The organism is Streptomyces sp. NPDC056580, from assembly GCF_042793175.1.
Taxonomy (GTDB): Bacteria; Actinomycetota; Actinomycetes; order Streptomycetales; family Streptomycetaceae; genus Streptomyces.
Genome location: NZ_JBHTVE010000012.1, coordinates 36,212 through 50,623, shown reverse-complemented (window position 1 = coordinate 50,623; position 14,412 = coordinate 36,212). Strand labels below are relative to the sequence as shown.

Annotated in this window: 9 protein-coding genes; 4 read left to right on the top strand and 5 right to left on the bottom strand. The window is 72.1% G+C overall.

What is annotated here, in order from left to right; all coding sequences use genetic code 11:
- The first annotated feature begins 204 nt into the window (after positions 1-204).
- The gene (locus tag ACFQ9Z_RS26040; protein ID WP_383023212.1) at positions 205-753 is read left to right on the top strand and encodes a GNAT family N-acetyltransferase; all 549 of its coding nucleotides are present in this window, start codon (positions 205-207) and stop codon (positions 751-753) included.
- 119 nt (positions 754-872) lie between these two features.
- On the opposite strand, the gene pepN is transcribed toward ACFQ9Z_RS26040, so the two are convergent.
- Entirely contained in the window at positions 873-3,353 is a 2,481-nt protein-coding gene (gene pepN / locus ACFQ9Z_RS26035; protein ID WP_383023210.1) for an aminopeptidase N, read from the bottom strand.
- Between the two features lie 125 nt (positions 3,354-3,478).
- Entirely contained in the window at positions 3,479-3,829 is a 351-nt protein-coding gene (locus tag ACFQ9Z_RS26030) for a chorismate mutase (protein WP_383023208.1), read from the bottom strand.
- A gap of 141 nt (positions 3,830-3,970) precedes the next feature.
- Between ACFQ9Z_RS26030 and ACFQ9Z_RS26025 the strand changes: the two genes are divergently transcribed.
- The 3 genes from ACFQ9Z_RS26025 (at position 3,971) to ACFQ9Z_RS26015 (ending at position 7,006) form a co-directional block, all read left to right on the top strand.
- A complete protein-coding gene (locus tag ACFQ9Z_RS26025) occupies positions 3,971-4,858 on the top strand; it encodes a hypothetical protein (RefSeq protein ID WP_383023206.1) in 888 nt (295 codons plus the stop codon).
- 306 nt (positions 4,859-5,164) lie between these two features.
- Positions 5,165-6,055: a rhomboid family intramembrane serine protease gene (locus ACFQ9Z_RS26020; protein WP_383023204.1), complete on the top strand. Its 891-nt coding sequence runs from the start codon at positions 5,165-5,167 to the stop codon at positions 6,053-6,055.
- 42 nt (positions 6,056-6,097) lie between these two features.
- Positions 6,098-7,006, top strand: coding sequence for a chitosanase (locus ACFQ9Z_RS26015; RefSeq protein ID WP_383023201.1), 909 nt, complete (start codon positions 6,098-6,100; stop codon positions 7,004-7,006).
- A gap of 144 nt (positions 7,007-7,150) precedes the next feature.
- On the opposite strand, the gene ACFQ9Z_RS26010 is transcribed toward ACFQ9Z_RS26015, so the two are convergent.
- The 3 genes from ACFQ9Z_RS26010 to ACFQ9Z_RS26000 all read right to left on the bottom strand — a co-directional run bounded on the left by ACFQ9Z_RS26010 (position 7,151) and on the right by ACFQ9Z_RS26000 (position 14,336).
- The gene (locus ACFQ9Z_RS26010) at positions 7,151-8,614 is read right to left on the bottom strand and encodes a glutamate synthase subunit beta (protein ID WP_383023199.1); all 1,464 of its coding nucleotides are present in this window, start codon (positions 8,612-8,614) and stop codon (positions 7,151-7,153) included.
- Positions 8,607-13,121 (bottom strand): glutamate synthase large subunit, encoded by a 4,515-nt coding sequence (gene gltB / locus ACFQ9Z_RS26005; RefSeq protein ID WP_383023197.1) that lies wholly within the window; start codon positions 13,119-13,121, stop codon positions 8,607-8,609. Before gltB ends, ACFQ9Z_RS26010 begins: the two co-directional genes overlap by 8 nt.
- Before the next feature lie 483 nt (positions 13,122-13,604).
- On the bottom strand, positions 13,605-14,336 hold the full coding sequence (locus tag ACFQ9Z_RS26000) for a VIT1/CCC1 transporter family protein (protein ID WP_383023194.1): 732 nt from the start codon (positions 14,334-14,336) through the stop codon (positions 13,605-13,607).
- Between the last annotated feature and the right edge of the window lie 76 nt (positions 14,337-14,412).

Below are 14,412 nucleotides of genomic sequence, written 5' to 3'. Positions count from 1 at the left end.
CGGTGGTGCGGGCGGCGGGGCGGTGGCGGCGGGCGGCGGGGTCGCCGGGGTGAGCGTTCGCGTCCGGTGACGTCCGGCTCGTCCGGGAGGCGGTCCACCGCTCCCGGAGGCTCAACGACCGGGACCGGGAGGTGGGTACTGCCGTACGGGGAAAACACGTTGGAGCGGTGGAGCGCCGGGGGCGCCGCGGCTAACGTCGGTCGGATGGTCGATGCGTGGATGATCGAGGTGCCCGGTGAGCGGGTGGTGGTGCGTGAGCCCGGTCCGCGGGACGAGGTGCCGTTGCTGACGCTGTTCGAGGAGTGCGAGGACTGGTTCGTCGCGGCGACGGGGCTGCCGTCGGGGCCGGGTGATGTGCAGGGCCTGTTCTACGCGCTGCCGGAGGGTGCGAGCCCCGAGGACAAGGTGCTGCTGGTGCTGGAGCGGGACGGGGTGGTCGCGGGTCTGGTGGACGCGGTGCGGGACCATCCGGAGCCGGGTGCGGTGGCGGTGGGCCTGTTCCTGCTGGCGCCCTGGGCGCGGGGGCGGGGGCTGGGCCGTGCGCTGGCGGAGTCCCTGCTGGCGCGTGCGGGCGGGGTGTTCCTGGTCACGGCGACGGTGCCGGCCGGCTGGCGCTGCGGTGAGGGGTTCCTGGAGCGGCTCGGTTTCTCCCTGGGCGCCGTGGTCGAGGCGGGCGGCGCGGTGGGCAACCGGCGTGCCGGGCGGCGTGAAGCGGGGGTGCGGCGGGCGGAGTTGCGGGTGCTCGGGGGGTGAGCGGGGGGTGAGCGGCGGCCGGTCCGCCGGTGCGGCGGGATCCGCCGGGGGCGGCGCGCTGCCCCCGCTTCCGAGGTGAGCGGGGGCGGCGCGCCGTCCGGGTCGCCGTGGGCCGGGTGTTACTCGCCCCGGACGCGCAGGGCGCGGGCCAGGTCGTCGAGTTCGTCGACGAGTCTGCGGTGCAGGGCGGCGACGGGTTCCGCGTCGCGCAGGCAGGCCTCGCCGAGGGCGAGGTTCTCCGCGTCGACCGCGTGGTACGGGAAGGCCCAGCGGCCGGCGGCGGAGGCGATGGCGGGGCCGCGGCGGGCGGCGAGCGGGACCGCGTCCTGGTAGTAGCGGGGCACGTATTCCCTTACGAGGTCTGCCTGTTCGGGCTGCCAGAAGCCGCGAGCGGTGGCCGTGAAGAGGTAGTTGGAGAGGTCGTCGGTGGCGAACATCGCGTCCCAGGCGGCGCGTTTGGCCTGCGGGTCGGGCAGTGCGGCGCGGCAGGTGGCGGCGCCCTCCTGGCCGCTGGCGGAGGGGTCGCGTTCGAGTTCGGCGGCGATCGCGGCCTCGTCGGTGGCGCCGAGGACGGCGAGCCGGCCGAGGATGCGCCAGCGCAGCTCGGGGTCGAGTTCGGGGCCGCCGGGGACCGTGTCTTCGGCGAGCCAGGCGGCGATGGTGTCGGGGTGGGCGGCGACGTCGATGAAGTGGCGTACGGCGATCAGGCGCAGGCCGGGGTTGTCGCCGTCCTCGGTGCGGCGCAGCAGGTCGCGGCAGAGGGAGCCGAGGGTGGCGAGGGCGGCCGGGCGGTCCTCGGGGCGCAGGTAGCGGTCGGTGACCTCGTGGGCGGCGAAGGCGAGGACGCCCTGTGCGAGGGCGAGGTCGGTTTCGAGCGGCAGGTGGGTGCGGGCCGCCTCGAGGTACGCGCCGGGCGGGAGTTCGCCGTCGCGCACGGCGTCCCTGAGGGCGTTCCAGACCACCGCGCGGGTGAGGGGGTCGGGCAGTCCGGACAGGCCGGCGCGGACCGCTTCGAAGGACTCTGCGTCGAAGCGGATTTTGGCGTAGGTCAGGTCGCCGTCGTTGACGAGGACCAGCGCGGGTAGCTTGCCGATGGGCTGCGGCGTGCTCTGCGGGACGTCGACGCCGAGCTGTTCGCGGGGTGTGAGCCGGCCCTCGTCGGTGAGGTCGTGGTCGTAGAGGCCGACGGTGACCCGGTGCGGGCGGCTGCCGGCGCGGTCGACGGTGAGGGCGCAGGTGCCGTCGGCGGCGGCGACGCGCGGGGTGAGGGTGTCGACCCCGGTGGTGCGCAGCCAGGCGTCGGCCCAGGCGGGCACGTCGCGGTCGGTGGCCGCGGCGAGGGAGTCGATGAAGTCGGCGAGGGTGGCGTTGGCGAACCGGTGCCGTTCGAAGTGGATGTTGATGCCGGCGAGGAAGTTCTTCTCGCCGAGCCAGGCGACGAGCTGGCGCAGGGCGGACGCGCCCTTGGCGTAGGAGATGCCGTCGAAGTTGAGCAGGGCGGCGGCGGTGTCGTCGACGGCGTCGGGGGCGACCGGGTGGGTGGAGGGACGCTGGTCGGCGTCGTAGCCCCAGGCCTTGCGGGTGACGCCGAACTCGACCCACGGCTGGGTGAAGCGGGTGGCTTCCAGGGTGGTCTGGTAGCCCATGTACTCGGCGAAGGACTCGTTGAGCCAGATGTCGTCCCACCACTTGAGGGTGACGAGGTCGCCGAACCACATGTGGGCCATCTCGTGGGCGATGACCATGGCGCGGGTCTGGCGTTCGGTGTCGGTGACGGCGGAGCGGAAGACGAAGTCGTCGCGGAAGGTGACCAGGCCGGGGTTCTCCATGGCGCCGGCGTTGAACTCGGGCACGAACGCCTGGTCGTAGGAGTCGAAGGGGTAGGGCTCCTCGAACTTCTCGTGGTACCGGTCGAAGCAGGCGCGGGTGACGTCGAGGATCTCGTCGGCGTCGGCGTCGAGGTAGGGGGCGAGGGAGCGGCGGCAGTGGATGCCGAAGGGCAGGCCGCGGTGCTCGGTGCGGCGCGTGTGCCAGGGACCGGCGGCGACGGCGACGAGGTAGGTGGAGATCGGCGGTGTGGGGGCGGCCCGCCAGCGGCCCTGGCCGAGGTGCTCGGTGACGCCGTTGGCGAGGACGGTCCAGTTCTCGGGCGCGGTGACGGTGAGCTCGAAGACGGCCTTCAGGTCGGGCTGGTCGAAGGCGGCGAGGACGCGCTGGACGTCGTCGAGGAACATCTGCGTGTAGACGTAGGTCTCGCCGTCGGTGGGGTCGGTGAAGCGGTGCATGCCCTCGCCGGTGCGGGAGTAGCGCATGGCGGCGTCGACGCGCAGTTCGTGCTCGCCCGCGGTGAGGCCGGGCAGCGGCAGCCGGTTGCCGTCGAGGGTCTGCGGGTCGAGGGACTGTCCGTCGAGGGTGACGGTGCGCAAGGAGGCGGGCTTTAGCTCGACGAACGTGTCCCCGGCGGACCGCGCGGTGAACCTGATCACGGTGCGGGAGTCGAAGGTCTCGTCCCCGGTCGTGAGGTCGAGTTCGACCGTGTAGCGGTGGACGTCGAGGAGCTGTGCTCGGAGCTGCGCTTCGTCGCGCGTGATGACGGACATGCAGGCCATGCTGCCTGATGGCTTCCGCGGCGGACAGAGGCGGATCGGTACACGGCATATGTCCGGTGTCGCGCCCCGTACCGCCGTCCCCGCGCCGCCCGCGCCGGCGGGTGCCGGAGCGGGCGTCAGCCGGTCGCGGCGCTCTGTCCGCCGACCGTGTCCCCGGCGATGGACTCGTGGTGCCGGATCACCTCGGCGATGATGAAGTTGAGGAATTTCTCGGCGAAGGCCGGGTCGAGCTTGGCGCTCTCGGCGAGGCGGCGCAGCCGCTCGATCTGCCGGGCCTCGCGGGCCGGGTCCGCGGGCGGAAGCCGGTGGCCGGCCTTGAGCCGGCCGACCTGCTGGGTGCACTTGAAGCGCTCGGCGAGCATGTGGACGACGGCCGCGTCGATGTTGTCGATGCTGTCGCGCAGCCGCTCCAGCTCCTGGCGGACCGCGGGGTCGACGTCACCGGTTCCGGTGTTGCTGATGGTCATGGCGGTCAACCCTAAGGGCGGCGCGGCCCCGCGATCACGCGGTGACCAGCATGCGATCACTGTGGGCCGCGCCGGCACGGGCGGCCGGGCGGGCGCCCGCCTACAGTGGAGGGGGGTTCCGGGCGTCATTGGGGGTCGCGCGTGGCGAACGGCGGACCGGTCGAGCACGGTTTCCCGCATCTGGAGACGGTGCGGGCCGCCGTCACCGCGCTGTACAGACGGCTGTCGTACGAGACGGTCCGGACGTTCTCGGCCAGTGTGGTCCCGGCGGACGTGGCCTTCTGTGACACCGACGACCTGCATCTGGGCGCGCAGCGGGTGGCCCGGGAGATCGTGCGGCACTTCAGGCTGCCGGATGCGCGGCTGGTCGTCGGTTTCCGGGAGATGACGCACGCGGCCACCGTGGAACTGGCGGCGGGTCCGGAGTACTTCGTGGAGCTGAACGACCGCTTCCGCACCCATCGCGGGGACATCGGCGCGGCGCTCGCCCACGAGGTGACCCATGTCTATCTGCACCGTCTGGACCTGTCGTTCGCGACGACGGCGGAGAACGAGATCCTGACGGACACGGTGGCGGCCTATCTGGGCGCGGGCTGGCTGCTGCTGGACGCCTTCCGCGAGGACGGGGTGTCCTCGCAGAAGCTGGGCTACCTCACCCCGGAGGAGTTCGGCTACGTCCTCGCCAAGCGGGCGCTGCTGTTCCAGGAGGACCCGTCGGTGTGGTTCACCAGTCCGCAGGCGTACTCGGCGTACGTCAGGGGCAGGGAGCTGGCCGTCCGGGACGGGCAGCAGCCGCCGCTGACCGGGGCCGGCTGGGCGGGCCGGCGCCGTTACGCCCACGACCGCCGCCACGCGTCGGGCGGCCGGCCGGCCGGGGGGTACGCCTTCACCGCCGATCCCGGCCCCGACGGCCACCTGCGGGTGTCGTTCCCCTGCCCCACGTGTCTGCAGCGGATCCGGCTGCCGGTCAAGGGCCGGGTACGGGCCCGGTGCGGACTGTGCAGAACGGTGCTGGAGTGCGACACGTAGGGCCCCGGCCCGGCGGGGCGGCCGGGCGGCGGCCCGGCCGGGCGGGGAGCGGCCGGGCGAGGCGGCAGCCGGGCGGGAAGCGGCCAGGCGAGGCGGCAGCCGGGCGGGAAGCGGCCAGGCGAGGCGGCAGCCGGGCGGGGAGCGGCCGGGCTGAGGGGGCGGGCCCGTCGTCCTCGGCTCCGGCAGGCGGCCGAGCCTGCGTGATCATCTCCCCCTGGTGTCGCTCACGTCACAGCGGTTCGCTATTTTGTTCGCCGCCGTCCCCACCGGCCCGTCCCGTCCCCGTGACCTTCCAAGGAGCCGGCCGTGACCGCCGAGTCCGCCGTGACCACGTGCTTCCGTCACCCCAAGGTGGAGTCGCACGTGCGCTGCACCCGCTGCGACCGCTTCATCTGCCCGTCCTGCATGCGGGAGGCCGCCGTCGGCCACCAGTGCGTGGAGTGCGTGAAGGAGGGGGCGCGCTCGGTGCGGCAGGCGCGGACGGCGTTCGGCGGCCGGATCAGCGCGGTGCCGGTGGTCACCTACGTCCTGATCGGGCTGAACGTGCTCGCCTACCTCGCCGAGCTGGCCCGGCCCTCGGTCGAGTACCGGTTCGACATGCTGGGCGCGACACCGCCGGGCTATCTGCCCCAGGGGGTCGCGCACGGCGAGTGGTACCGGCTGCTGACCGGCGCGTTCCTGCATCTGACGCCCGCCGAGGGGGCGTTCGGCATCACGCACATCCTGTTCAACATGCTGGCGCTGTGGAACGTCGGCCGGGTGGTGGAGGCGCAGCTCGGCCGGGTCCGCTACCTCGCCCTGTACCTGCTGTCGGCACTGGGCGGCTCGGTGCTGGTGCTGCTGCTCGCCCCGGAGACCCGCACGGTCGGCGCGTCCGGCGCCGTCTTCGGCCTGGGCGCCGCGTACTACGTCATGGGCCGCCGCCTCGGCTACGACCGGCGGGCGGTCAACCAGTACATGACGGGCCTGCTGGTGTGGCTGGTGGTCTCCGCCTGGATGACGTCCTGGCAGGGGCACCTCGGCGGGCTGCTGGCCGGCGGGGCGGTGACGCTGGCGTACGCCTACGCGCCCCGGGACCGGCGCACGCTGGTGCAGGCGGGCGCGTGCGTGGCGCTGCTGGTGCTGCTGGTGGTGCTGGTCGGGGTCAGGGTGTCGTCGCTCGCCGTGCAACCGGAGCTCATGGGAGGGGCGGCCTGATCCGGGCCGTACGGTGACTGCCATGAAGAGACGGAACCTGTCATGAGACGAACCGGGATCCTGCTGCTCGCGGCCGCTCCGATCGCCGTCGCGGCGGTGGTCTACGGTCTGGGCGCCGGCTCCTCCGGCTCCTCGGACGCGAAGGACAAGCACATCTCCGCCGTGCAGCGGGAGCGCCAGGACGCCAAGTCACGGGCCGAGTCGGAACGGGCCCGGGACGAGGAGGCCATCGCGGACGCGCCGCCGGGCCTGGCGGCGCCGGCCAAGAAGGAGCTGGCGCAGCGGATCGTGGCGAGCGCGGAGAACTCCACGCTCGACTGGCGCGGCTCCTACGGCTACATCGAGGACATCGGCGACGGGCGGGGCTACACCGCCGGCATCATCGGTTTCTGCACCGGCACGCACGACCTGCTCACCCTGGTCGAGCGGTACACGAAGGCCCGTCCCGGCAACGGTCTCGCGCCGTATCTGCCGGCCCTGCGGAAGGTCGACGGCACCGGCTCCCACCAGGGGCTCGACCCGGGTTTCACCGCGGCCTGGAAAGCGGAGGCGAAGCTCCCGGCGTTCCGGGCGGCGCAGGAGGAGGAGCGCGACCGCGTGTACTTCGACCCGGCCGTCCGCCTCGCCAAGCTCGACGGGCTGGGCACGCTGGGTCAGTTCGTCTACTACGACGCGATGGTCTTCCACGGCCCCGGCACCGGGCGCGACGGCTTCTACGGGCTGCGCGAACGTGCCCTGCGGAAGGCCGGCTCCCCGTCCCGGGGCGGCGGCGAGCGCGCGTACCTCGACGTGTTCCTGGACGTCCGCCGCGAGGCCATGAGGCGCAGGAGCTCCACCATCGACACCACTCGCGTCGACACCGCCCAGCGGCGGTTCCTGCGCGAGGGCAACCTGGAGCTGCGCACGCCGCTGACCTGGCAGGTGTACGGGGAGACGTACCGGGTGCCCTAGCCGGCGGGGCGGCCTCACGTGCGACGGCGCCCGCCCAGGAGTCCGGTCGGGGACAGGTGGGCGGGCGCCGTCGCGGGGGTCCGGGGGATATCCCCCAGAGGTCCCGCCCGTACGCCGTTGTACGGGACGTTCTCGGTGGGCCCGTCAGACCGCCAGCGCGCGGTCCGTCGGGCGGATCGGGGCCGGCAGGTCGCTGGCGCCCGTCAGGAAGCGGTCCACGCCGCGGGCGGCCGAGCGGCCCTCGGCGATCGCCCAGACGATCAGGGACTGGCCGCGGCCCGCGTCACCGGCGACGAACACGCCCGGCACGTTGGTCTGGAAGGCGGCGTCGCGGGCGATGTTGCCGCGCTCGTCCAGCTCCAGGCCGAACTGCTCGACCAGGCCGTTGTCCCGGTCGGTGCCCGTGAAGCCCATCGCGAGGGTCACGAGCTGGGCGGGGATCTTCCGCTCGGTGCCCGGCTTCGAGGTCAGCCTGCCGTCGACGAACTCCACCTCGGCCAGGTGCAGCCACTGGACGTTGCCGTCCTCGTCGCCCTCGAAGTGGGTGGTGGAGGCGGAGTAGATCCGCTCACCGCCCTCCTCGTGCGCCGAGGTGACCTTGTACAGGATCGGGAAGGTCGGCCAGGGCTGGTTCGTCGGGTGCCGCTCGTCGTTCGGGCGGGGCATGATCTCGAGCTGGGTGACGGAGGCCGCGCCCTGGCGGTGGGCGGTGCCCACGCAGTCCGCGCCGGTGTCGCCGCCGCCGATGACGACGACGTGCTTGCCCTCGGCCGAGATCGGCGTGGTGACGTAGTCGCCCTCCTGGACCTTGTTGGCCAGGGGGAGGTACTCCATCGCCTGGTAGACGCCCTTGAGCTCGCGGCCGGGGACCGGGAGGTCACGGGCGGTGGTGGCGCCGGCGGCGATGACGATCGCGTCGTAGCGCTTCTTGAGGTCGCGGGCGTTCAGGTCGCGGCCGATCTCGACGCCGGTGCGGAAGCGGGTGCCCTCCGCGCGCATCTGCTCGATGCGGCGGTTGATGTGCCGCTTCTCCATCTTGAACTCGGGGATGCCGTAGCGGAGGAGTCCGCCGACGCGGTCCGCGCGCTCGTACACGGCGACCGTGTGGCCGGCCCGGGTGAGCTGCTGGGCGGCGGCGAGACCCGCCGGGCCCGAGCCGATGACGGCGACGGTCTTGCCGGACAGGCGCTCGGGGATCTGCGGGGCGACGTCCCCGGTCTCCCACGCCTTGTCGATGATCGAGACCTCGACGTTCTTGATGGTGACCGGCGGCTGGTTGATGCCGAGCACGCACGCCGACTCGCAGGGGGCCGGGCAGAGGCGACCGGTGAACTCCGGGAAGTTGTTGGTCGCGTGCAGGCGGTCGGAGGCGGCCGACCAGTCCTCGCGGTAGGCGTAGTCGTTCCACTCGGGGATCAGGTTCCCCAGCGGACAGCCGTTGTGGCAGAACGGGATGCCGCAGTCCATGCACCGGCTGGCCTGCTTGCTGATGATCGGCAGCAGGGAGCCGGGGACGTAGACCTCGTTCCAGTCCTTGACGCGCTCACCGACGGGACGGGTCTTGGCGACCTCGCGGCCGTGGTTCAGGAAGCCCTTCGGGTCAGCCATTGATCGCCGCCTCCATCATCTTCTCGGTGATCTCGGTCTCGGAGAGACCGGCTCGCTCGGCGGCGTCCTTGGCGGCGAGCACTGCCTTGTACGTGCTGGGGATGATCTTGCTGAACCGCTGCACGGCCGTGTCCCAGTCGGCGAGCAGCTTCCCGGCGACCGTGGAGCCGGTCTCCTCGGCGTGGCGGCGCACGACGTCGTGCAGCCACTGCTTGTCCGTGTCGTCCAGCGCCTCGACCGCCGCGGCGTTGCCGGCGTTGACGTTGTCGCGGTCGAGGTCGATGACGTAGGCGATGCCGCCGGACATACCCGCCGCGAAGTTGCGGCCGGTCGGGCCGAGGACGACCGCGTGACCGCCGGTCATGTACTCGCAGCCGTGGTCGCCCACGCCCTCGGAGACGACCAGCGCACCGGAGTTGCGGACGCAGAACCGCTCACCGGTGCGGCCGCGCAGGAACAGCTCGCCGCCGGTGGCGCCGTAGCCGATGGTGTTGCCCGCGATGGTCGAGTACTCGGCGAGGTGGTCGGCCGCGCGGTCCGGACGGACCACGATCCGGCCGCCGGACAGGCCCTTGCCGACGTAGTCGTTGGCGTCGCCCTCCAGGCGGAGGGTGACACCGCGCGGCAGGAAAGCGCCGAAGGACTGGCCCGCGGAGCCGGTGAAGGTGATGTCGATGGTGTCCTCGGGCAGGCCCGCGCCGCCGAACTTCTTCGTCACCTCGTGGCCGAGCATGGTGCCGACCGTGCGGTTGATGTTGCGGATGGCGACCTGGGCGCGCACCGGCTGTGCCTCGGTGGCGTCCGAGGCGGCGAGCGCGTCGGCGGCGAGCTTGATCAGCTCGTTGTCCAGGGCCTTCTCCAGGCCGTGGTCCTGGCCGACGATCCGGTGGCGGACGGCGCCCTCGGGCAGCTCCGGCACGTGGAACAGCGGCTCCAGGTCCAGGCCCTGCGCCTTCCAGTGGTCGACGGCCCGGGTGACGTCGAGCGCCTCGGCGTGGCCGACGGCCTCCTCGATGGAGCGGAAGCCCAGCTCGGCGAGGATCTCGCGGACCTCCTCGGCGATGAACCGGAAGAAGTTCACCACGTACTCGGCCTTGCCGGCGAAGCGCTCGCGCAGCACCGGGTTCTGGGTGGCGATGCCGACCGGGCAGGTGTCCAGGTGGCAGACGCGCATCATGACGCAGCCGGAGACGACGAGCGGCGCGGTCGCGAAACCGAACTCCTCGGCGCCGAGCAGCGCGGCGATGACGACGTCGCGGCCGGTCTTGAGCTGGCCGTCGGTCTGCACGACGATGCGGTCGCGCAGGCCGTTGAGCAGCAGGGTCTGCTGGGTCTCGGCGAGGCCCAGCTCCCAGGGGCCGCCGGCGTGCTTGAGCGAGGTCAGCGGGGAGGCGCCGGTGCCGCCGTCGTGGCCGGAGATCAGCACCACGTCCGCGTGCGCCTTGGACACGCCCGCCGCGACGGTGCCGACGCCGACCTCGGAGACCAGCTTGACGTGGATCCGCGCCTGCGGGTTCGCGTTCTTCAGGTCGTGGATGAGCTGGGCGAGGTCCTCGATGGAGTAGATGTCGTGGTGCGGCGGCGGGGAGATGAGGCCCACGCCCGGCGTCGAGTGACGCGTCTTCGCGACCCACGGGTAGACCTTGTGGCCGGGCAGCTGGCCGCCTTCGCCGGGCTTGGCGCCCTGGGCCATCTTGATCTGGATGTCGTCGGCGTTGACCAGGTACTCGGAGGTCACGCCGAACCGGCCGGAGGCGACCTGCTTGATCGCCGAGCGACGCGCCGGGTCGTACAGGCGCTCCGGGTCCTCGCCGCCCTCACCGGTGTTCGACTTGCCGCCGAGCTGGTTCATGGCGATGGCGAGGGTCTCGTGCGCCTCCTTGGAGATGGAGCCGTACGACATGGCGCCGGTGGAGAAGCGCTTGACGATCTCGCTCGCCGGCTCGACCTCGTCGAGGGGGACCGGGGTGCGGCCGGAGGTGAAGCCGAACAGGCCGCGCAGCGTCATCAGGCGCTCGGACTGCTCGTTCACCCGGTCGGTGTACTTCTTGAAGATGTCGTAGCGCCCGGAGCGCGTGGAGTGCTGCAGGCGGAAGACCGTCTCCGGGTCGAACAGGTGCGGTTCGCCCTCGCGGCGCCACTGGTACTCGCCGCCGATATCCAGCGCGCGGTGCGCGGGAGCGATGCCGGAGGCCGGGTAGGCCTTGGCGTGGCGGGCGGCGACCTCCTTGGCGATGACGTCGATGCCGACGCCGCCGATCTTGGTGGCGGTGCCGTTGAAGTACTTCTCCACGAAGGCGTCGTCGAGGCCGACGGCCTCGAAGACCTGGGCGCCGCGGTAGGAGGCGACGGTGGAGATGCCCATCTTGGACATGACCTTCAGCACGCCCTTGCCGAGGGCGTAGATCAGATTGCGGATGGCCTGCTCGGCCTCGATGTCCGACAGGAAGGTGCCCGCGCGGACCAGGTCCTCGACCGACTCCATCGCCAGGTACGGGTTGACGGCGGCGGCGCCGTAGCCGATGAGCAGGGCGACGTGGTGGACCTCGCGGACGTCGCCGGCCTCGACCAGCAGGCCCACGTGGGTGCGCTGCTTGGTGCGGATGAGGTGGTGGTGGACGGCCGCGGTGAGCAGCAGCGACGGGATCGGCGCGTGCTCGGCGTCGGAGTGCCGGTCGGACAGGACGATCAGGCGGGCGCCGTTGCCGATGGCGGCGTCGGCCTCGGCGCAGATCTCCTCGATGCGGGCGGCGAGGGAGTCGCCGCCGCCGGAGACCCGGTACAGGCCGGAGAGGGTCGCGGCCTTGAAGCCGGGCATGTCGCCGTCGGCGTTGATGTGGATGAGCTTGGCCAGCTCGTCGTTGTCGATGACCGGGAAGGGCAGCACGACGGACCGGCAGGAGGCGGCGGTCGGGTCGAGCAGGTTGCCCTGCGGGCCCAGCGCGCTGCGCAGGGAGGTGACCAGTTCCTCGCGGATCGCGTCCAGCGGCGGGTTGGTGACCTGCGCGAAGAGCTGGGTGAAGTAGTCGAAGAGCAGCCGCGGGCGCTCGGACAGGGCCGCGATCGGGCTGTCGGTGCCCATGGAGCCGATCGGCTCGGCGGCGCTGCGGGCCATCGGGGCGAGGATGACGCGCAGTTCCTCCTCGGTGTAGCCGAAGGTCTGCTGGCGGCGGGTGACCGAGGCGTGGGTGTGCACGATGTGCTCGCGCTCGGGCAGGTCGCCCAGCTCGATCTCGCCGGCCTCCAGCCAGTCGGCGTAGGGCTGCGCGGCGGCGAGGGACGCCTTGATCTCGTCGTCCTCGATGATGCGGTGCTCGGCGGTGTCCACGAGGAACATGCGGCCGGGCTGCAGGCGGCCCTTGCGGACGACCTTGGCGGGGTCGATGTCGAGGACGCCGACCTCGGAGCCGAGGACGACGAGGCCGTCGTCGGTGACCCAGTAGCGGCCGGGGCGCAGGCCGTTGCGGTCGAGCACGGCGCCGACCTGGGTGCCGTCGGTGAAGGTGACGCAGGCCGGGCCGTCCCAGGGCTCCATCATCGTGGAGTGGAACTGGTAGAAGGCGCGCCGGGCCGGGTCCATGGAGTCGTGGTTCTCCCACGCCTCCGGGATCATCATCAGCACGGAGTGGGGCAGCGAGCGGCCGCCCAGGTGCAGCAGTTCCAGCACCTCGTCGAAGGACGCCGAGTCGGAGGCGTCGGGGGTGCACACCGGGAAGATGCGCTCGATGGCCTTGTCGTTCCCGCCGAACAGGTCGGAGAAGAGCTGGGACTCGCGGGCGCGCATCCAGTTGCGGTTGCCCTTGACGGTGTTGATCTCACCGTTGTGCGCGACGAAGCGGTACGGGTGCGCGAGCGGCCACGACGGGAAGGTGTTCGTGGAGAACCGGGAGTGCACGAGCGCGATCGCGGAGGCGAAGCGGCGGTCGGACAGGTCCGGGAAGAAGGGCTCGAGCTGGCCGGTGGTCAGCATGCCCTTGTAGACGATGGTGCGGGCGGACAGGGACGCGAAGTAGACGCCGGCCTCCCGCTCGGCACGCTTGCGCAGCGCGAAGGCCTTGCGGTCGAGCGCGATGCCCTCGGCGGTGCCGGCGGCGACGAAGAGCTGGCGGAAGAACGGCATGGTGGACCGGGCGGTGGCGCCGAGCAGTTCGGGGGCGACGGGGACCTCGCGCCAGCCGAGGACGGTGAGGTCCTCCTCGGCCGCGATCGTCTCGATCCGTGAGACGACGTCCTCGGTGCCGTTCTCCGGCAGGAAGGCGATGCCTACCGCGTAGGAGCCGGCCGCGGGAAGGTCGAAACCGGCCACCTCGCGGAAGAAGGCGTCGGGGACCTGGGAGAGGATGCCCGCGCCGTCGCCGGAGTCGGGCTCGGAGCCGGTGGCGCCGCGGTGTTCGAGGTTGCGCAGAACAGTCAGCGCCTGCTCGACCAGCGCGTGACTCGCCTCTCCGGTGAGGGTGGCCACGAATCCGACGCCACAGGCGTCGCGCTCGTTGCGGGGGTCGTACATACCCTGCGCAGCAGGGCGAGCATCCATGAACGACCAGTTCTGGCCATTCGCGGAATGCTGGGACGGCTGGCGCGGCGTACGCATCGGCTCTCCCGTCGTCGTCATGTGGCATGTGCTGGTGCCGAGGGACGACGTTGGCCCTCTGCGGAGTGCGAAATTTCGTGCAGGTTACATGATGGGGCGGTTCCCGGGAACCGGATACTCCGTTCCAACATGCGGACGCCGCAGGTTGCGACAGGGGTGCCGCGGGGTCACGGCGGTGCCGCGCACGAGCGGCGGAAGTGTGTGGGGGCGCAACCGGACAAGATCGATCAGATCGGCGTCCATCGGCCCTGGGGGGCGGGGCGAGCGTCCTCACTCGTCCCGCGAGTGCGCCGCGAGCGTCGTTGCCCACAGCGCTTACGGGTCATGCCCGGTGGTTAAGCGTTCGAAACCAGCGAGTAACGGCTACTTATACGGCCCACCGCATAAGTTCCGGCCCACTCATCCTACGGCCGTTCCGAACAGGCTACCCAGGGCGTACGTCACACCGGCCGCCGCGCCGCCCAGCGCGAGCTGCCGTAGGCCGCTGTACCACCAGCTGCGCGCCGTCACCCGGGCCACGACCGCGCCGCAGGCGAACAGCCCGGCGAGCGCGAGGAGCACGGCGGGCCACAGGGCGGTGGCGCCGAGCAGGTAGGGCAGCACGGGGAGCAGGGCGCCCAGCGCGAACGAGCCGAAGGACGACACGGCGGCGACCAGCGGCGACGGCAGGTCCCCGGGGTCGATGCCGAGTTCCTCGCGGGCGTGGATCTCCAGGGCCTGCTCGGGGTCCCTGGACAGCTGCCGGGCGACCTCGCGGGCCAGCTCGGGCTCAACGCCGCGGGCCGCGTAGAGGGCGGCCAGCTCCTCCTCCTCGTCCTGCGGGTGTCTGCGCAGCTCGCGCCGCTCGACGTCGAGCTCGGCCTCGACCAGCTCCCGCTGGGAGGCGACGGAGGTGTACTCGCCGGCCGCCATGGAGAAGGCGCCGGCGGCGAGGCCCGCGAGGCCGGTGATGACGATGGTCTGGTGACCGGCGGACCCGCCCGCGACACCGGTCAGCAGGGCGAGGTTGGAGACCAGGCCGTCCATGGCGCCGAAGACGGCGGGGCGCAGCCAGCCGCCGTTGACGTCGCGGTGGGTGTGGTTGTCGCGGTGCGCCTCGTGCAGCGGGGCCTCGGTCTCGATGATCGCCATGCGGGGGTCCCCCAGGAAGCTTAGCCAAAGCTAACTTTGGATGAGTTCTATTTTTCGACAACACCGAACGTACGCC